The 18,435-nt window shown below is 38.9% G+C and carries 19 protein-coding genes; 10 read left to right on the top strand and 9 right to left on the bottom strand.

Annotated features, from left to right (window positions below; translation table 11 throughout):
• Positions 1-131: 131 nt before the first annotated feature.
• The 3 genes from AC056_RS03960 (at position 132) to AC056_RS03950 (ending at position 2,749) form a co-directional block, all read left to right on the top strand.
• Positions 132-1,571, top strand: coding sequence for a DUF2252 domain-containing protein (locus AC056_RS03960; protein WP_077162799.1), 1,440 nt, complete (start codon positions 132-134; stop codon positions 1,569-1,571).
• Positions 1,572-1,625: 54 nt separating this feature from the next.
• Positions 1,626-2,369: a sporulation protein gene (locus tag AC056_RS03955; RefSeq protein WP_077162798.1), complete on the top strand. Its 744-nt coding sequence runs from the start codon at positions 1,626-1,628 to the stop codon at positions 2,367-2,369.
• A 128-nt stretch (positions 2,370-2,497) separates the two neighbouring features.
• On the top strand, positions 2,498-2,749 hold the full coding sequence (locus tag AC056_RS03950) for a hypothetical protein (RefSeq protein WP_077162797.1): 252 nt from the start codon (positions 2,498-2,500) through the stop codon (positions 2,747-2,749).
• 5 nt (positions 2,750-2,754) lie between these two features.
• Here AC056_RS03950 and AC056_RS03945 read toward each other — a convergent pair whose 3' ends face one another.
• Positions 2,755-3,615: a LysR family transcriptional regulator gene (locus AC056_RS03945; RefSeq protein ID WP_077162796.1), complete on the bottom strand. Its 861-nt coding sequence runs from the start codon at positions 3,613-3,615 to the stop codon at positions 2,755-2,757.
• Between the two features lie 117 nt (positions 3,616-3,732).
• Positions 3,733-3,981, bottom strand: coding sequence for a DUF2061 domain-containing protein (locus AC056_RS03940; protein WP_031944944.1), 249 nt, complete (start codon positions 3,979-3,981; stop codon positions 3,733-3,735).
• Between the two features lie 244 nt (positions 3,982-4,225).
• Between AC056_RS03940 and leuC the strand changes: the two genes are divergently transcribed.
• From leuC to leuB, 4 genes are all read left to right on the top strand, one after another.
• Positions 4,226-5,644 (top strand): 3-isopropylmalate dehydratase large subunit, encoded by a 1,419-nt coding sequence (leuC, locus tag AC056_RS03935; RefSeq protein WP_213033467.1) that lies wholly within the window; start codon positions 4,226-4,228, stop codon positions 5,642-5,644.
• 18 nt (positions 5,645-5,662) lie between these two features.
• Positions 5,663-6,310, top strand: a complete 648-nt coding sequence (gene leuD / locus AC056_RS03930; RefSeq protein WP_004698920.1) for a 3-isopropylmalate dehydratase small subunit — start codon at positions 5,663-5,665, stop codon at positions 6,308-6,310.
• A 112-nt stretch (positions 6,311-6,422) separates the two neighbouring features.
• Positions 6,423-7,013 carry a hypothetical protein gene (locus tag AC056_RS03925; protein WP_004698919.1) on the top strand — a complete coding sequence of 197 codons (591 nt, stop codon included), beginning with the start codon at positions 6,423-6,425 and terminating at the stop codon, positions 7,011-7,013.
• A gap of 31 nt (positions 7,014-7,044) precedes the next feature.
• A complete protein-coding gene (gene leuB, locus AC056_RS03920) occupies positions 7,045-8,124 on the top strand; it encodes a 3-isopropylmalate dehydrogenase (protein ID WP_077162795.1) in 1,080 nt (359 codons plus the stop codon).
• A gap of 59 nt (positions 8,125-8,183) precedes the next feature.
• Here the strand turns inward: leuB and AC056_RS03915 are convergent, their stop codons facing one another.
• Positions 8,184-8,591: a hypothetical protein gene (locus tag AC056_RS03915; RefSeq protein ID WP_077162794.1), complete on the bottom strand. Its 408-nt coding sequence runs from the start codon at positions 8,589-8,591 to the stop codon at positions 8,184-8,186.
• A 170-nt stretch (positions 8,592-8,761) separates the two neighbouring features.
• Between AC056_RS03915 and AC056_RS03910 the strand changes: the two genes are divergently transcribed.
• Entirely contained in the window at positions 8,762-9,133 is a 372-nt protein-coding gene (locus tag AC056_RS03910; protein WP_077162793.1) for a lysozyme inhibitor LprI family protein, read from the top strand.
• 51 nt (positions 9,134-9,184) lie between these two features.
• Here AC056_RS03910 and infA read toward each other — a convergent pair whose 3' ends face one another.
• The gene (infA, locus tag AC056_RS03905) at positions 9,185-9,406 is read right to left on the bottom strand and encodes a translation initiation factor IF-1 (RefSeq protein ID WP_001284370.1); all 222 of its coding nucleotides are present in this window, start codon (positions 9,404-9,406) and stop codon (positions 9,185-9,187) included.
• Between the two features lie 264 nt (positions 9,407-9,670).
• On the opposite strand from infA, the gene AC056_RS03900 reads away from it, so the two are divergent.
• A complete protein-coding gene (locus AC056_RS03900; protein ID WP_004883404.1) occupies positions 9,671-10,681 on the top strand; it encodes an AraC family transcriptional regulator in 1,011 nt (336 codons plus the stop codon).
• 19 nt (positions 10,682-10,700) lie between these two features.
• Here AC056_RS03900 and truA read toward each other — a convergent pair whose 3' ends face one another.
• From truA to asd, 5 genes are all read right to left on the bottom strand, one after another.
• On the bottom strand, positions 10,701-11,498 hold the full coding sequence (truA, locus tag AC056_RS03895) for a tRNA pseudouridine(38-40) synthase TruA (protein WP_077162792.1): 798 nt from the start codon (positions 11,496-11,498) through the stop codon (positions 10,701-10,703).
• Between the two features lie 14 nt (positions 11,499-11,512).
• The gene (locus tag AC056_RS03890) at positions 11,513-12,484 is read right to left on the bottom strand and encodes an asparaginase (protein WP_077162791.1); all 972 of its coding nucleotides are present in this window, start codon (positions 12,482-12,484) and stop codon (positions 11,513-11,515) included.
• 58 nt (positions 12,485-12,542) lie between these two features.
• Positions 12,543-13,835, bottom strand: coding sequence for a hypothetical protein (locus AC056_RS03885; RefSeq protein ID WP_139344618.1), 1,293 nt, complete (start codon positions 13,833-13,835; stop codon positions 12,543-12,545).
• Positions 13,836-13,894: 59 nt separating this feature from the next.
• Entirely contained in the window at positions 13,895-15,256 is a 1,362-nt protein-coding gene (locus AC056_RS03880; RefSeq protein WP_077162790.1) for a FimV family protein, read from the bottom strand.
• A gap of 148 nt (positions 15,257-15,404) precedes the next feature.
• Entirely contained in the window at positions 15,405-16,523 is a 1,119-nt protein-coding gene (gene asd / locus AC056_RS03875; RefSeq protein WP_002053322.1) for an aspartate-semialdehyde dehydrogenase, read from the bottom strand.
• Positions 16,524-16,710: 187 nt separating this feature from the next.
• Here asd and AC056_RS03870 point away from each other — a divergent pair, with 187 nt between their 5' ends.
• Positions 16,711-17,832 carry an endonuclease/exonuclease/phosphatase family protein gene (locus AC056_RS03870; RefSeq protein WP_077162789.1) on the top strand — a complete coding sequence of 374 codons (1,122 nt, stop codon included), beginning with the start codon at positions 16,711-16,713 and terminating at the stop codon, positions 17,830-17,832.
• The last annotated feature ends 603 nt before the right edge of the window (positions 17,833-18,435 follow it).

The following is an 18,435-nucleotide window of genomic DNA, read 5'->3' as shown; positions in this document are numbered from 1 at the left end:
TTTAAAATCATTTTTTAATATTTCTTATAAAACTTAGCTAAAAAACAGATATTGCTATGATTAATAAAATAAATTCTATCTTGGCAAAGATTTCAGAATATAAAAAATTTTAATTTAAAAATGAGGAAATAATGTCAAAAACAGTACAAATTAAATTACCAAAACAGCTTTGGAATGATGAAAGTATTGATTTAACACATCATAGCTATCAGGGGAAATTACTTAATAAAAGCGAAGGCTTCAAATTAGGTAAGGCTCAACGTAAAAAAGTTCCACGTGAACAGCTATCAAAGCTTTCTGAACGACCCAAAGGTACAACTGCCTTAACAATATATGATTGGAGTAACCAAGCACGTTTAGAAAGGCTCAAGCCGATTCGTGCAAAACGGATGAGCGTTTCTCCATTTACATTTTATCGTGGAATGCCTTCTTTAATGCTATTTGACCAAGCGTGGGAGCAGGCAAATTCAGGCTTATTTCAACAGATTTGTGGTGATTGTCATTTAAGTAATTTTGGAGGTTTTGCAAGTCCAGAACGTAACCTGTTATTTGGAATTAATGATTTTGACGAAACTTTAGTTGCCCCGTTTGAATGGGATGTAAAGCGTTTAGCAACCAGTTTTGTAATTGCGGCGCGTGATATTAATCTTGCAGAGAAAGTCGGTTTAAAAGCAATTAAAATAATGCTGAATAGTTATCGTCAGCACTTATTAGAAATTACAGAACTTTCACCACTCCAAGTTTGGTATGAAAAAGTTGATGCCAGTACATTATTAGAAAATACTGAGTGTCGAAAACTAAGAAAGAAACGCGAGAAGCATCTTGATTCAGCACAGAAAAGAACTGCGTACTCTGTTTTGCCGAAGCTTACCCAGCAAGATCAAGATACAGGATTTCGTCATTTTGTGGATGATGCGCCGTTATTATGGCATCCAAGTGTAGATGAGCCATTTGGTAAAGATGTTGATGTATTTTTTCAACAATACCGTGATTCTTTGAAATATGATCGCCAAGTACTTTTTGATCGTTATCAACGTACAGATGTAGCTTTGAAAGTGGTGGGTGTCGGAAGTGTTGGTACACGATCAGCGATTGCATTATTTCAAGATGCAGATCGGGAACCGTTAATTTTACAAATGAAAGAAGCGAATCCATCAATTCTCAGCCCGTTATTTGTAGATAAGGTAAATCACGAAGGTGAGCGTGTAGTGCATGGTCAGCAGCTCATGCAGGCCGCAAGTGATATATTTCTTGGGTTCTCTTCCATATCGACTCAACATTTTCATGTACGTCAGTTACGTGATATGAAAATTTCGGTTGATCTTAGTGACATGGATGATGAGTATTTCTATGAGTATGCCGAAAGTTGTGGTTTAGCTTTGGCTCATGCCCATGCTAAATCTGGAAATGCAGATGTACTTATGGGATATCTTGGCGAAGGTAATACGATAGTAGAAGTATTACAAATGTATGCAGAAGAATATGCAGAACGTAATCTAAATGACTATAACCAATTTATGAATAAAGTTGCAGATGGTAAGATTCAGCTCGCTGGAGATGATGCACTTTAATAATAAGTATGCTGCTACAGATGAAAGGAAATAATTCGAAAGGTTAGAGAAAAAATGTTTAGTAAAATTATGTCTAGTTTGGGTCTTCAAGGTGTGACGGTAGAAACTATTTTACAGAACCCGAGCTTGCAAGCAGGCAGCACATTGCATGGGGAAATTAGCTTTAAAGGTGGATCATCTGAGAAAGAGATTAATGGTCTTTATTTGAAGTTGATGACAATGGCAGAAGTTGAATCTGGTGACCATGAGTTTAATCAACCTTTGGTCTTACAAGAGTGGTTAGTAAATTCTCGTTTTTTATTGCCTGCACATCAAGCTTATTCCTTCCCTTTCAGTATTCAATTACCATTTGAGACACCGATTACCGAAGTTGCTTGTCGAAGAAATGGTGCACGTGTTTGGATTCAAACCCATATGGATGTTGATTGGGGATTAGATGCAACTGATCGTGATTATCTAAAGGTTCTGCCAACTCCAGCCATGCAAATGTTTCTACAGGCTATGCAGCGATGTGGTTTCGTTTTATCGACAGTAGATGTAGAAAAAGGGCAGCTGACTGCGCGAAATTTTAGATCAACCATTGGTTGTTACCAAGAGCTTGAATTTGTCTCTTCACATATGTTTAGCGGATTTAATGAAGTTGAGGTTTCTTTCGTTGCTGAAACTAATCAAACTCACGTTATGCTTGAAGTAGACCGCCATTTTCGATCAGATCAACTTTTAACGATGACGATTCCACACCATATGCTTGATGAAAACCAAATGGTGCAACAAATTCGAAGCCTGTTGCAGCTTTGATAAATTAAGTTATGTGCATCAAATGAGAGTTTTTTATCAACTTGAAATGAGCCTTATATTTAAATCGCTTTTGCTGCATTGAGAGTAAGGGCGATTTAAAGCGGTCGTGATGATGTGTCGAGGATATGATGGATAATCAGAATGAGACCGAAGAAAAGAAGACTCGTAAAGGTAATCTTCTTGAAGAATTAGGTGGACAACTGATTGACGGTTTCATCACACTCATTGGTGAACTCTTCATTTACATTATTTTTTTATTATTTTCAGGTACTTTACTCGGTATTATCTTTGCCGCTATTTTCTTTGGTTGGGGCGCTCTGTTTTTACTACTGCCTTTCGCAGTTTTAATTTATATCCTTTTTAAAAAATATAGTCATTAATACAGTTATTCCTGCATCATTTTAATCAACTCCTGCATAGCTCTAGATTGAGTACGTGCAGGATGCCACACCATGCCTAATTGGCGATTCATTTCTACATCTAAATCAAGTTGCTGCATATCTTGATTCAGTAGAGTTTTTGGTAAAACTGACCAACCTAAACCAATCGACACTAACATGCGAATAGACTCTAGTGGATTATTACTCATGGTGATTTTTGGTTTAAGCCCTTGTTTTTCGAACTCAGCCAAAGTGATTTGAGCCGTATAAGTCTGTGCAGCAGGCAATAAGCTTGGGTATTCGATTAAGTCTTGTAAGGTCAAATTCTTTTTTTGAGCCAATGGATGAAATGGAGCAGCAACAAACACTAACGGATCATTCCAGATTGTAATGTAGTTAAGACGCTCATCGCCTGAAGGGGGAAGCGTTAAAAATGCAAGCTCTAAATCACCAGCAAGGACCTGTTCGTGGGCTTGTTCTGAGTCAACAAAATGCACGTCTAGAGTGACTTGTGGAAACTGTTGAACAAAGTGTTTAAGTGGTGCAGGTAAATGATGTAAACCGATGTGATGACTCGTCCCGATTTTTAAACGGCCTTGTATTTGCGTTTGTTCATGACTCAGTGTGTGGTGAATATCTTTAAGTTCATTTAACCAGTTTTTGACTTTTGGTAATAACGAATGTGCAGCATGAGTGGCTTGAACCCCACGTCCTGCCGACTCAAATAGCTTTACGCCGAAGTATTCTTCGAGGCTATGAATACGTTTGGTGACAGCAGGCTGGGTAATAAAGAGTTGATCTGCAGCCACAGAGATAGACCCTGTTTCCATAACTTTTACAAAAGCTTCAAAGGCTGCAAGATTCATAATACAACTCTACTTGGAATAGAAAAATCGAGAGAGGCTAAAGTCGCCAAGCCAAAATCGTATCATGCTTGCAGCTAAACGTTCTATAAACTTGTGATTTCGCGTATTAATCTTAACCTAAGCAGTTGTCTCTTTTTCGTCTAAAGCTGATATACGGCGGTCTTTTGCTGCCCATACTTTTTCATGAAAGAAAAATGCAAATGCTTGTACGGTTGGTTCTAACATACTTAAGGTTAAAGCCATCCAAATGTTACCTGTTACAAAGTACGCGACTAGCATTGCTACCGTAATATGCATAATGTAGTAACTTAAGGTTTTCTTTAATGTACGTTGGTTGTTTACAACGAATTTTTGAATATTAGCCATCATTATTCTCTCTACCTATATTTGATATTTTTAGTATAGAGATGAGAGTATAAGATTAAAAATGGATTATGCAAATGATAATCATTAACAAAACCGATTTAAATATTTTTGAGCAATATAAATAAACACGGGAATGATTCCTAAAAGTTTTCTAATTTATAAAAATGATAAATTAGATTTATGTAAAACTCTGGCTATAATCGAAGAAAGATTAGAATTACCCAGTCCAATGGAGCAAGACGACATGGCAGGCAAAACTTTATATGACAAATTGTGGGATGACCACGTAGTTACAGAGCGTGATGATGGTTCGTGCTTACTTTATATTGACCGTCATTTATTGCATGAAGTAACAAGTCCACAAGCATTTGAAGGTTTGCAACTTGCGGGTCGTCAACCGTGGCGTTTAAGCGCAAACGTGGCTACACCAGACCACAACGTTCCAACCTCTAAAAAAGAGCGAGATCAGGGCATCGCTGGTATTGAAGATGATACGTCTCGTATTCAGGTTCAAACCTTAGATGATAACTGTAAGACTTTTAATATCGTTGAATTTGGCATTAATGATATTCGCCAAGGTATTGTGCATGTTGTTGGTCCTGAACAGGGCTTAACTTTGCCGGGCATGACTGTGGTGTGCGGTGACTCGCATACAGCGACTCACGGTGCCTTTGGTTGTTTGGCGCATGGTATTGGGACATCTGAAGTTGAACACGTTTTAGCGACACAATGTTTGATTCAGAAAAAATCAAAAAACATGTTGGTTCGTGTTGATGGCGTTTTAGGTAAGGGTGTAACACCAAAAGATGTTGTGTTAGCCATTATCGGTAAAATCGGTACTGCAGGCGGTACGGGTTACGCAATTGAGTTCGGTGGTCAAGTTTTCCGTGATATGTCGATTGAAGGACGTATGACGGTATGTAACATGGCGATTGAAGCGGGTGCTCGTGTTGGTATGGTCGCAGTTGATGATAAGACTATTGAATATGTAAAAGACCGTAGCTACGCACCAAAAGGTGAGCAGTGGGAAAAAGCGGTTGCTTACTGGAATACTTTGCATTCAGACGATGATGCTGTTTTTGATGCAGTTGTTGAATTAAATGGTGCAGAGATTGAACCACAAGTGTCTTGGGGTACTTCACCTGAGATGGTGATTCCAGTGTCGAAAGCTGTACCAACCTTAGAACAAGCCAAAGATGACGTACAACGTAGTGACTGGACGCGTGCGTATCAATATATGGGTTTAAGTGCAGGTCAAGCATTGGGTGATATTCAACTTGATCGTGTGTTTATTGGTTCTTGCACTAACTCACGTATTGAAGATATTCGTGCTGCTGCTGAAGTGGTTAAAGGCCGTAAAGTGGCTTCTAGCATTAAGCAAGCGATGATTGTTCCGGGTTCTGGTTTAGTTAAACAACAGGCAGAAAAAGAAGGTTTGGATAAAATTTTCTTGGAAGCTGGTTTCGAGTGGCGTGAACCGGGTTGTTCAATGTGTTTAGCAATGAACGCAGACAAGTTACAACCGGGTGAACACTGTGCGTCGACATCAAATCGTAACTTTGAAGGTCGTCAAGGTAATGGTGGTCGTACTCATTTGGTGAGTCCGGCAATGGCAGCGGCTGCTGCAATCGCGGGTCATTTTGTTGACGTTCGTTCATTTTAATTCGGTCTGGAGCAAACCATGAAAGCTTATACAGTTGAACAAGGTATCGTTGCACCATTAGATCGTGCCAATGTTGATACAGATTTAATTATTCCAAAACAGTTTTTAAAATCGATTAAACGTACTGGTTTTGGCGACAACTTATTCGATGAACTTCGCTATTTAGATGAAGGCTACCCAGGTCAAGATAACTCAGTACGCCCAAAGAACCCTGACTTTGTTTTGAATCAGCCACGTTATCAAGGGGCAACTGTTTTAATTGCTCGTACTAACTTTGGTTGTGGTTCAAGTCGTGAACATGCACCTTGGGCATTAAACGAATATGGTTTCCGTACTGTTATTGCTCCAAGTTTTGCGGATATTTTCTTTAATAACTGTTTTAAAAACGGCATGTTGCCAGTCATTTTGCCTGAGAACATTGTTGATCAGTTATTTAAAGAATGTGCTGCGAATGAAGGTTATCAATTAACTATTGATTTAGCTGCGCAAGAAGTTCGTACACCAAATGGTGAAGCATTTAAATTCGAGGTAGATCCATTTCGTAAGCATTGCTTGTTAAATGGCTTGGATGATATTGGTTTAACTCTTCAAAATGCGGATGCAATTCGCGCTTATGAAGAAAAAACTAAACAGGTTCGTCCTTGGGTATTCCAAGAGATAAATTAACCTTTTGGTACATTTTAAACATAGTCATGGCGTCGTGTTCAAACTCTTGCTAACATGCTAAAGCATAAAAACACCTTAAAATTATGCACTAGATGAGGATTGGGCTTGAACAATGAAGAGGAACGTTACTCATAGCTTTTTGTTGGGCCTGTGCGCAATAACACTTAGTGCTTGTCAGAGCACTTACAATGTGGTCGATACTGTTCGTATTAAGCAGGCCAAACACGAAAATTTGGGGCAGAATGCAGCAATATATTGTTCGGGTGCAAAAAGTTGCGAATTCGAACGACTAAATGATATTACTGTCGTTGATGCACAGACACGCAGAATTAGTAATCAGGCAATTCATCAAGGAATTGTGAGATTAAATGGTTCGCTGTTGAGTCAAAGCAATAGTTTGTATCTGTCTGTGCCTGCTAAGCAATATGAAGTGGTCATTCGTTTTTATCCGATTTCTCCAGATCGGGCAGAAACGATACATGTTATCCACCAATTTAAAGCTAATCATCGCTATATGTTTAAAATGTACCGAGACAAATCTAACCGTTCGGGCAGTTTGCTCAATGTTTCTGTACCAGATCCATTATGTGTTGACTTAGAGCAGGATGGGCGTGTCATTCGCCGTTTTTGTCGACCATTTGATGTAACCACAGGACTCGGTGAATTTCTCGAACAGAAAAAACTAACACCACGACAGTCATAATGCTGTCTTGTCTTTGAAAATGGAAAACTTCATGTCTAAACAGATTTTAATTTTGGCTGGCGATGGTATTGGTCCTGAAATTGTTGGGGCAGCAGAAAAAGTATTAAATAAAGTAAATGAAAAATTTAATTTGTCGTTGGCTTGGGAACATGGCCTATTGGGTGGTGCAGCGATTGATGCTCATGGTGAACCGTACCCAGCTGTAACAAGCGAGCAAGCAAAGAAAGCTGATGCCATTTTATTAGGTGCCGTTGGCGGACCAAAATGGGACACCATTGAACGCTCTATTCGTCCTGAACGTGGTCTTTTAAAAATTCGTAGTGAACTTAACTTGTTTGCTAACTTGCGCCCAGCGATTTTATACCCACAATTAGCCGATGCTTCTAGCTTAAAGCCTGAGATTGTTGCTGGTTTAGATATTTTAATTGTTCGTGAACTTACTGGTGGTATCTACTTTGGTCAGCCACGTGGTATTCGTGAACTAGAAAATGGTGAAAAACAAGGCTATAACACTGACGTTTATTCTGAAAGTGAAATTAAACGCATTGCCAAAGTGGCTTTTGAACTTGCAGGATTACGTGGTGGTAAAGTTTGTTCTGTAGATAAAGCAAACGTTTTAGAAGTGACGGAGCTTTGGAAGCAAACGGTTACTGACTTACAGCAAGCAAACTATCCAAATATTCAGCTTTCACATATGTATGTGGACAATGCTGCAATGCAACTTGTACGTGCGCCTAAACAGTTTGACGTCATCGTTACAGGCAACTTGTTTGGCGATATCTTGTCTGATGAAGCAGCAATGCTTACAGGCTCAATTGGTATGTTGCCATCAGCATCTTTAGATGAAAGTGGTAAAGGTATGTATGAACCTTGTCATGGTTCAGCACCTGATATCGCGGGTCAAAATGTAGCAAACCCATTAGCAACCATTCTTTCAGTTGCAATGATGCTTCGTTATACATTCCGTGAAGAAGCTGCTGCTAAAGCAATTGAGGATGCAGTAGGGCAAGTACTTGATCAAGGTTTCCGTACAGCCGATATTATGTCTGAAGGCATGACGAAAGTAGGTACAGCCGAGATGGGCGAAGCAGTTGTTGCTGCTCTTGCTTAATTGCTATTTTGCTAAAAAAAACGCGGCTTTAAGCCGCGTTTTTTTATTGTTGAAAGGTTTTAACATGCTTTGCCCTGATATTGGATTGATTCAGCGATATCATTTTTAAGCTGAAAAATAACTTTGCAACTAAAATTAATATCGTAAGAATTGCTCCCTAAAGCCCCCGATTGAATAGGGACGGGATTACCACCCATTTCAAGATTACTCACCATAGGAATGGGAATACTTAATGGCCGTAAAATTGTGTAGATGAGTTGATTTGATTTTTTTTCGGGAACATGAGCAATTTGAAAACCAAGGCCACGTAAGTTTAATTCTTGCTGAATAGTGGTAGATGACTTACCCAGAAAGCCTTTTAAATATTCCTGTAAGCCGACAGATTGGTGTGGATCAGTTGCACAACTGTTCAAATAAATAAGCATCATTGAGAATAGGCTTATTCGACATAGGGTGTGTATATTCATTTTTCTCTCTATCAAATTATATTTATTATTAGATAACGGTAGGTTGGATTGCTGAGCTTGTAAAGAAAAAAAGGAAGTTTATGATAAATGGAGGATGAGTTTATCTAGCAATTCGTACTCACATCTGAAAGGCTTTATAATTATTTCGTAAAAAATTTAAGGAAAACAAGATGAAAAAAATACTTTTAGCGCTTTTATGCAGCTTCGGAATAACAGCGGTATATGCCGATAATTGTGACACTACTCGTAATACCTATGATGATATTTACTGTACAAATAAAATCTATGCGAGTGCTGATGCTGATCTAAATAAAAACTATCAGGCATTAAGAGCAAAATTGAATACAGCGCAACGAAGTACGCTTAAGAAGTCTCAGCTTGCTTGGATACGTCAACGTGATGCTGAATGTACAGATCCAAATAGAAATAGTGTAGACGTGCAGTGTCGTTTACAGACAACGCAGGAAAGAAACCATTGGCTACAAGAAAGATTACGTGAATGCCAAACAGTTGGTTGTAAAACCAGTCGATTAAGTGAATAAATAACGCAATAAAAAAGCCACTTCATGATGTGGCTTTTTTGCATTCACTAATTAGCGAGCACGGTACGTAATACGACCTTTAGTTAAGTCATATGGAGTCATTTCGACTTTCACACTGTCGCCAGTAAGAATACGGATATAGTGTTTACGCATTTTACCAGAAATGTGTGCAATAACTTCGTGACCGTTTTCAAGACGTACACGGAACATCGTATTAGGAAGCGTTTCGGTGACAACGCCTTCGAACTCAATGAGTTCCTCTTTATTGGCCATAGCCTACCTGATGATCAAATTGGAAAGGCGCAAATTATAGTCAATTTATTTAAAAAAAACAAGATAGACATCTTCTTGTTAAAGCATCTGGTTAAACTATGACTAGTAAAAAAAGATGTAATTTTTTTCACAAAACAACTCTAATTCTGTTGTCAGTTTGGTCAATCAACGCTAATCTAAAATCATAGTTATTAGGGACTGTTCATGAAAAAAGAGTCAACAGCTCCTAAGTATCAATGAAGTATCTACATGGAAGGGCACTGCGTGGGTCAGCTAACAGATGCATCAGTTGTATTACGTTTTGGCTATCAAGCAATTCGTCGTGCAGGATTGCCAACGGAAGAAATATTAACTAAAGCGGGAGTCGCTTTAAATCAGGTCGATACCAATGCACGTACTCCGTTAAGTGCACAGTATGCCTTTTGGACTGCAGCTCAGGAAGTCAGTAAAGATCCAGACATCGGTTTGCATTTAGGTGAACATTTGCCTTTATACCGTGGTCAGGTCATTGAACACTTATTTATTAGTAGTGAAACCTTTGGTGAAGGGCTTAAACGAGCTTTGGCTTACCAACGTCTCATTAGTGATGCATTTGATGCAAAACTGGTCGTCGAAGATGGACGTTGTTATTTGACCAATGGTGAACAAATTGGTGCTGATAATCTGGTTAATCGTCATTTTTCAGAATGTGCGATTTCAGGTGTGCTTCGATTCTTCAAATTTATTACCGAAGGGCAATTTCATCCGATCTTCATCGATTTTAATTTCAGTGAAGGTGCTTCTGAAGATGAATATTTCCGCGTTTATGGCTGCCCAGTAAGTTTAGGTCAGAAAGAAACAAGGCTATATTTTGATCCTGCCATTTTAGATTTCCAGCTTTGGCAGGCAGAACCTGAGCTATTGCAATTGCATGAGCAGCTCGCAATTGAAAAGTTACAAGAACTGGCTCGTTATGATTTAGTGGGTGAAGTTCGCCGTGCGATTGGTTCGACACTGGAAAGTGGAGAAACCACGCTAGAAACTGTAGCAGCACAATTAAATATTACACCGCGCCGTTTGCGGACACAGTTAAGCGAAGCGAATACCAGTTTCCAGCAAATACTTTCTGACTATCGCTGTCGTTTGGCTAAAAAACTTTTGGCAAATACCAGTGAGAGCGTAGAGCGTATTGTGTATTTAACGGGTTTCTCTGAACCAAGTACATTCTATCGTGCGTTTAAACGCTGGACCAATGAAACACCCGTTGAATACCGTAAGCGTAAACAGCATCGTTAAATACTAAAATTGGTTAAGCCTACTCAGGTAGGTTTAACCAATGTGGGCCAAGTGGTGGCTGTGGCAAGTCAAATTGCTCAGGATAATAACATTGAATAAAGTAGAGGCCGTCAGGTGGAGCAGTGACTCCTGCCGCTTTACGATCTTGTGCCGCAAACATCGCATCGATATGGTCTATTTCATACATACCTTGACCAATTTCGAGTAAGCATCCGACAATATTGCGTACCATATGGTGTAAAAAACCATCTGCTTGAATATCTAACACCAAGTAGCGACCATGTTCAAATAGACGGCAATGCGTTACATGTCGTACAGGCTTATTGGACTGGCATGCTGCTGCGCGAAAGGTTTCAAAGTTATGCGTACCTTCAAATTTACTGGCAGCTTTAATCATCTTTTGCACATCTAGCTGTTGGTAAATGTGCGTGACCTGTTTATATAAGAGGGCTGGGCGACAAGGAGCGTTATAAATAACATAGCGGTAACGTCGAGCCGTCGCCTTAAAGCGTGCATGAAAATTTTCATCCATCACTTTAATCCATTGAATGGAAATATCTTTAGGTAACTGGCTATTTGCTCCTCTTAACCATCCCGTTTCTGGTCGAATGGCATTCGTATCGAAATGTGCCACCATATTGGTTGCATGTACACCTGCATCTGTTCTACCCGCACCATGAAGTGCAATAGGTTCATCTGCAATTTTGCTGAGTACACGCTCAATCGTTTCCTGAACGCTGGCAACGCCTGGCTGTTGTGTTTGCCAACCTCGATATTGAACTCCGCTAAACTCAATACCGATCGCATAACGTTGCATAGCTTTACCTCTATTTAATGCAAATTTTCATTCCAATGGCTGAGCCACTGTTCTGGGGTTGGGTATTTTAAATAGATTTGAAGTGCTTTTGCATAAAGATCTGCATGACTATGTGCATCATTAATGACAATTTTTGCAGTTTTGGCCCAAGCACTAATTGCATAACGTTGGTCAATGCCGCCAAAGGTCACTTGTGTCGCCAAGATTGGAACACAACCATGAGCATACAGTTCATCTAAGGTTGCCAATAGTTCAGGGTTTACTGCAATATTGCCTGTACCAAAGCCTTGTAACACCAAAAAGTGTGGTGGGGCAGGAAGTAAGTGACGTAACTGTTGTACCAAGTGCTGTGTTGCAATCGGTTGCATCATCCAGTTTAAAATCTGGAATGAAGCAGCCTTTTCAATTTGAGCATCTTGTACGATCAATTCATTTTGTTGAGGTGTAAACTCAACTTCACTACTTAAACCTGAAAATGCATCGAGTTCAGTCGTATGAGTTTTTAATGCAGTTTGTGCATGGAATACTTGATGATGAAATGCAAGATAAGCACCTACAGGTAAGCTAATCACTTGTTCTAATGCAAGATATAAGTTCTCAATTGCATCAGTAAATTCACGAGTATTATCACCTTGAATATTGAGTAACGGGTATTGGCTACCAGTAATTACAATATGACAGCTTTGGCCTAAAAAGCGAGCTAGGGTCGCAGCCGCATAACTGAGCGTATCTGTACCGTGAATAACAACGAAATGTTGATAGCCTTCAAGTTGTAGTTGTTGTATCCGTTGAATGAGACGTAACCAATCAGGAGCCGTACAGGCACTGCTATCGACAATATTGGGTGCAGCGAAGCAGTCAACCGTTAAGTGTGGTGGAATCACTTTTTCAAGTTGAGGTAAGAATTGGTCGTAAGGCATAGGCGCTAAAGGTTCACCAATACAACCAAAAGTACCACCCATATAAAATAAGGCTATTTTTTTCATATTTTTGCAGGCATAAAAAAGCAGTCATCTCTGACTGCTTATGGTAAATCGAACAGTTCTAAGAAGCTATGCGATTAAGTAGGTTTTTCGCATGTTGTTGTTGTTCTGTGTTGAATTTTTGCTCATCACTCTCTAATAAATTGCGTGCTGCTTGGTTCGCTCCAAATTTGATGTATTGCTCAGCCAATTTCAAATCGAGTTCATTTTCATTTACTTGTTTTAATTCTGGAAAAGCTTCTAGAAGTGGATCTTCTATTTGAGCTTGCGTAACTACTTCATTGACTACATCTATAGAATTTTGAGTTTCAAGCTCTGGTGCTGTAACTAATGCAGGCTCATCTAACGAAAACTCAAGAGGTGCGATAGAAGCTGCTTCTAATGGCGCTTGTTCTACGAGTTTAATTTCATCTAATGATGGAGCTTGTTCAGCAGGTTTTGTCTCTGAACTTGAAGGATTTAAGTCAAGATTAAAATCTAATGCATTGATACTACTGTCTTGATCTGCTTTTACCTCTACTGCTTGAGTTTTTTCTTCAGTTTCATGCTGAGGTGCCAAGTCAAAAGAAAACTCTAAATCAGCTAACTCATTTGTTTCTTGAGATGAAGATACTTCGGATACTTGCTGAGATGTTGATACTTCTGGTTCATCTACAGGTTGGCTGGTATTTTCTGTAGTTGCAGTTTTTTCAAATGAAAAGTTAAACTCTAAAGGTTCAACTTCAACAGCAGGTTCTTGTTTTACAGGAGCATAGTCTTTCTGCAAGTCATCAAAAGAAGTCTCAGAAGAGCTTGTTGTTAATTGGTCAAACTGAGCAGTTGTGTCCGATATAGCTTGTGGTTCTTCATGTGCTTTAGCTTGAGGAAAATCAATAGCATCAGGTTGTCTTGATGACTCATATTCTTTTTGTCTTGCCTCTGCTTTAATCGCTATTTCATTTAATGCCAAGCTGCGAATGTGGCTAATAAGTTGTTGAATCGCAAATTCATCTTTTTGAGCAATATGAACTTCAAGAAGTAATAAATATAATTCGTGCTGGGTGTTGTCTTTTTTTAGTGCCTGATTGACTTGAGCTTCAGCTGCTGAAAACTGTTTTTCTTGAATGAGTTGTAGAATATTTTGACGAACAGTCTCAGGTACAGGACTACTTTGTGGAAGAGCAGGAGCGACCTCTTCAACTACATTGGCTTTACTTTTTTCGCGCGAGCTTTTACTCGATTTACCACTCGCTTTTTTGCCCGATTTTTTACTTATACTTTTTGGGGAGGTGGTCTCTTGTTTTTGGCCATTCTCACGCTTTTTTAAAACAACGGCGACCACGAGTAATATGATAAACGGAATCACATATAACATTACTTTCCCCTTAAAAAATAAAATTTTGCAATATAAAGCGAGCTAACTCTGGTTTTAACTTAATGTTTTTGCTTGTGAGTTTGTTGCTGTGCTTTTAACTGCTGTTGTAACTCTGCCAAACGCGCATTCAGAAGTTGAATACGTTGGTCTTTTAAACTTAAAGTTTGATTTAGTTTGGTTACATTCCTTTGTAATGTAACGGTTTTTTTGCGAGTTGTCATAACTTTTACTGCTAACTCAGTATTGTTTTGACCTTGTTGTGTGCTCTTTTTTGCACTTCCATGAGTAGAATTTGGACTGTTCTCTGCCACAATGCTCATTTCTGCTTGTTGTAAGCGATATTTAGCTCTACCAGAAGATGCTTTTGCTAAGTTAGTTTCACTCGATTTAGATTTTGTATGTGAAGCCTTAGCTGTATTTGCTGTTGTTAAGTTTAGTGAAATTCCCTGACGCAAACGGTTTACATCACCTTGAATAAAAGCATGTCGGTTTTGAGCTTGGATATCTCGCATGACTTTAGCCACAGGTTGTTTGGTCTGTGCTGCAATACGATTGGCAATAGTCCATAAAGATTCATTACGCTGCACGACATATTTACCTGCAGGGGCTGGACCTTTATAAGTGCTGATTTTTTGCTTTTTCGGTGTATTTTTGCTTAATGCATTTTTTTGTTGAGCAGGCTTAGGTTGAGCCGCTTTTTTGACTGTAGTTGTTTGATTGTCACTGCTCGGTTTAAGAGAAGCGGCAGGCTGTTTTTCTACAGCTGATGGTTCATTACTCATTGCTGCGATAGTCTGCTGTGGCGCTTGAGTCGCAGGTTTTTCGGTAAAAGGCGTTGCTGGAGCCGAGTTATTCAAAGCAGGAGCAGTTCCAGTGCTAATGTTTAGATTGTGCTCATTAGCTGTAGTTTCGGCTACAGGTGTTGCTGTCTCAGCAGGTGTATACCGAGTACTTTCAGGTAGGTTTAACGCAATGTCTTTTTCATTTACGATAAATTGTGGTGAAAGTGGAGTTTCGTTAGCAGCCACCTTTTTGATAGGCGATGGTTTTAAAACGGTTTTAATATGTTGAAGGCGAGTTGCATTACCCTCACTGACTTTTACGACAATATTCAGTTCGGGATCAATAATAGGACGAGATGAGGTAATCACAATAACGCCAGAACCTTGGCCATTTTGACGTGTATAAAAATTTAGATTACCAGGAGGTTGGTGAGTGACTCCCAAACCATTGAGATCTTCTTGAGTGGCTAAACTGACTTGCAAGGGAGTGTTAGGATCCGCTTGCTGAAAATTCATTTCTGCATAAAGTAATTCCCCAGGTGCAGATTGAATTTGAATAGGATCTAATGTAATCGCATAAACAGAAGGCGAAGACATAATGGTGAAAATGGCAATTTTTAATTTGTTATATGCAGTCATCTCAATCCATGACCTGATCAGTCGTAAAGTCGTTCAAAATTATACAATAATGAAATGTAAATAAATTGTTAATTTTTCACAAACCAGTTACGAAAAAGCCGATCAAATGTGATCGGCTTTTTATTTTGACTGAATAATTCAGGTCAAATTATGAGCTTTTGTATTCAACTAAAATACGTAACATACGACGTAAAGGTTCAGCAGCACCCCAAAGTAGCTGATCGCCTACTGTGAATGCACCGAGATACTCTTTACCCATATTGAGTTTACGTAAACGGCCTACAGGTACAGTTAAGGTACCAGTCACAGCTACAGGTGTAAGATCAGTCATCGATGCTTCACGTGTATTTGGTACAACTTTAGCCCACTGGTTTGAGTTACGAATCATATCTTCGATCTCATCAAGCGGAACATCTTTTTTCAGTTTGATCGTTAATGCTTGAGAGTGGCAACGCATTGCACCGATACGAACACAGTGACCATCAATAGGAACGATTTGAGAGTTACCTAAAATCTTGTTGGTTTCAACTTGACCTTTCCACTCTTCTTTAGATTGACCGCTTTCAAGCTGTTTATCAATGTAAGGAATTAATGAGCCCGCAAGTGGCACACCAAAGTTTGCAGAAGGGAAGCCTTCACCACGTTGTAACTCAGCAACTTGACGGTCAATATCAAGAATTGCAGATTTAGGATCATCTAACAAAGTCTTGGTATTGTTGTATAAGTAACCCATACCTGTTAACAACTCACGCATGTTTTGTGCGCCAGCACCTGATGCTGCTTGATAAGTCATAGCAGTCATCCACTCAACCAAATTGTTTTGGAAAAGTGCGCCCACACCCATCAACATAAGTGATACGGTACAGTTACCACCAACGAAAGTTTTAGTACCTTTCGCTAAACCGTCTTTAATCACGTTAAGGTTAACCGGATCAAGAACGATGATTGCATCATCAGACATACGTAAAGTAGATGCTGCATCAATCCAGTAGCCATCCCAACCAGTTGCTTTTAACTGTGGGAAAACTTCAGATGTGTAGTCGCCACCTTGGCAGGTAATAATGACATCCATTTGCTTCAGACTGGTAATGTCTGTAGCTTCCATAAGTGCTGGAGCAGTCTTACCACCAAATGAAGGAGCTTCACCACCTGCATTACTGGTAGAGAAATAGAATGGCTCAATATGAGCAAAATCATTCTCTTCAACCATACGTTGCATAAGGACGGAACCGACCATCCCGCGCCAACCGACCAGACCTACTTTCATGTCATTTTGCCTCGGTGCGTTAAAATTGTTAGGGGGAGTTGAGTGTATCAAAAGTGCTCACAACTGCAAGCGTTACAGAATCAAAACAGCAATTTTATTGAGTAGAATATCTTGTTTATGTTACATACAAAATTGATAAAGATGACAAAAACATTAAAAAACAAATCATCTTAAAAGAGAAATTTCAATGATTTATATCGAAGTTGTGTCTGTAGTGGTGATTTGGTTGACTTTCTGGTCACTGATCCCTCGTGATGAGTGGTGGTTCCGAGGCGCTGATTTTCCACGGTTACAAATTTTGTTTGTTGGGCTAATTGCTTTAATAGGCATGTTGTTTTGGCCAACTGAATGGAATCTATGGCGTGAGATTTTACTTGCGGTACTTATCGCAGCAATTGCTTATCAACTTAAAATGGTTTTACCTTATACATTGTTTTGGAAAAAGCAGGTTAAAAAAGTTAAACCAAAGCAATTAGATCCTCAAAAACAAATTTCACTGATTGTATCCAATGTGCTTACACCCAATGATAAATATCATTTATTACTTGAGCATGTGCGGACATTAAAACCTGATTTATTATTAACGTTAGAAACTGACAAGACTTGGGAAAATGCATTAAAAGAAATTGAGGAAGATTATCCATACCGTGTGCCAGTCCCTCTAGATAACTTATATGGCATGCATTTATATAGTCGACTCCCTCTTAAAAATACAGAGGTTAAATTCATTCTAAGTAATGAAATTCCTTCTATTCATACCACTGTAATCTTGCCTTCTGGAATGCCTGTTCAGCTCTACTGTTTGCACCCTAAACCACCTAGTCCAACTGAAGCAAAAGATTCAACACTACGAGATGCAGAACTTTTAATTGTTGGAGATCAGATTAAAGATCTAGATGAAAGTTGTATCGTGATGGGAGATTTAAATGATGTCGCATGGTCACGCACAACTCGTCTATTTCAACGTATTAGTGGGTTGCTCGATCCGCGTGTTGGACGACATTTTATTAATACCTTTCATGCTGACTATCCTTTATTACGCTGGTCACTTGATCATATCTTTCATAGCACAGATTTTGGTTTGATAAAGATGCAACGTTTATCTCATATTGGATCGGACCATTTTCCTGTTTATGTGGTTTTACAAACTGGTCGAATATTTGAGCAGATTCAAGAAGAAGTTGAAGAAACTGAAGAAGATGCAAGAGAAGCCAAAGCTGCAATACAAGAAGGTATTGCTAAGGCTGAAAAAGAAGAAAAAGTCGTGACTGATGAAATTACAGAACCTTATAAAGGGAAAAGTATATAAAAGCGAATTGTAAGCAATATCGTACAAAGATTTGAGTCGAGGTCCAATAGGCAGAAGAGTTGAAAACCCGTATTCTACATTCATCGGCACACGGAAGCGGGAATGGATTATCCCAAGTAAGGATGCACTAAGCTGATATGGAACGACATCATGGATAAGATGTTAGATCGGAAGCGATAAAAAGAATTATATACCCTGAAAGCACAACCTCATTTACCCGAGTTTTGCAGGACGCAGAACTCGGGTTGATATTTTATATAAGTACCATTTAATTAATTATAAATTAAAGAAATATTTTAAGGTTCTCTTAATTTAAAAATCTATTTAATTATAGGTAGTAGTCCATAAATTTTTTATATATCCGAGCCCTTTTTCAATGAAAATAGATACAAAAATTTTTTTAAATAAGTTTTTGTTTTTATAGATTATTGAAGAATAAATATAGGCTTTGATCTATTTAGGTATAAATTGGACTTGTTTAATTGGCAAATCTCAATAGAATGTGCCGATCGTTGACATGTTGGATCGTCAACAGGCATTGTTGTTTACTTCGCCGGATCGGCGGGTTGTGATTTGCTTGTGCATTTAAATTTCTGTTTGGAA

Source organism: Acinetobacter genomosp. 33YU (assembly GCF_001990725.1).
In the GTDB taxonomy this organism is placed as follows: domain Bacteria; phylum Pseudomonadota; class Gammaproteobacteria; order Pseudomonadales; family Moraxellaceae; genus Acinetobacter; species Acinetobacter seifertii.
The sequence above is the reverse complement of the archived record's forward strand: the minus strand, read 5'-3'. Positions and strand labels throughout refer to the sequence as shown.

Coding starts and splice junctions, on each gene's coding strand:
- AC056_RS03960 (WP_077162799.1), top strand. CDS start 132: ATGTCAAAAACAGTACAAATTAAATTACCAAAACAGCTTTGGAATGAT.
- AC056_RS03955 (WP_077162798.1), top strand. CDS start 1,626: ATGTTTAGTAAAATTATGTCTAGTTTGGGTCTTCAAGGTGTGACGGTA.
- AC056_RS03950 (WP_077162797.1), top strand. CDS start 2,498: ATGGATAATCAGAATGAGACCGAAGAAAAGAAGACTCGTAAAGGTAAT.
- AC056_RS03945 (WP_077162796.1), bottom strand. CDS start 3,615: ATGAATCTTGCAGCCTTTGAAGCTTTTGTAAAAGTTATGGAAACAGGG.
- AC056_RS03940 (WP_031944944.1), bottom strand. CDS start 3,981: ATGGCTAATATTCAAAAATTCGTTGTAAACAACCAACGTACATTAAAG.
- leuC (WP_213033467.1), top strand. CDS start 4,226: ATGGCAGGCAAAACTTTATATGACAAATTGTGGGATGACCACGTAGTT.
- leuD (WP_004698920.1), top strand. CDS start 5,663: ATGAAAGCTTATACAGTTGAACAAGGTATCGTTGCACCATTAGATCGT.
- AC056_RS03925 (WP_004698919.1), top strand. CDS start 6,423: ATGAAGAGGAACGTTACTCATAGCTTTTTGTTGGGCCTGTGCGCAATA.
- leuB (WP_077162795.1), top strand. CDS start 7,045: ATGTCTAAACAGATTTTAATTTTGGCTGGCGATGGTATTGGTCCTGAA.
- AC056_RS03915 (WP_077162794.1), bottom strand. CDS start 8,591: ATGAATATACACACCCTATGTCGAATAAGCCTATTCTCAATGATGCTT.
- AC056_RS03910 (WP_077162793.1), top strand. CDS start 8,762: ATGAAAAAAATACTTTTAGCGCTTTTATGCAGCTTCGGAATAACAGCG.
- infA (WP_001284370.1), bottom strand. CDS start 9,406: ATGGCCAATAAAGAGGAACTCATTGAGTTCGAAGGCGTTGTCACCGAA.
- truA (WP_077162792.1), bottom strand. CDS start 11,498: ATGCAACGTTATGCGATCGGTATTGAGTTTAGCGGAGTTCAATATCGA.
- AC056_RS03890 (WP_077162791.1), bottom strand. CDS start 12,484: ATGAAAAAAATAGCCTTATTTTATATGGGTGGTACTTTTGGTTGTATT.
- AC056_RS03885 (WP_139344618.1), bottom strand. CDS start 13,835: ATGTTATATGTGATTCCGTTTATCATATTACTCGTGGTCGCCGTTGTT.
- AC056_RS03880 (WP_077162790.1), bottom strand. CDS start 15,256: ATGACTGCATATAACAAATTAAAAATTGCCATTTTCACCATTATGTCT.
- asd (WP_002053322.1), bottom strand. CDS start 16,523: ATGAAAGTAGGTCTGGTCGGTTGGCGCGGGATGGTCGGTTCCGTCCTT.
- AC056_RS03870 (WP_077162789.1), top strand. CDS start 16,711: ATGATTTATATCGAAGTTGTGTCTGTAGTGGTGATTTGGTTGACTTTC.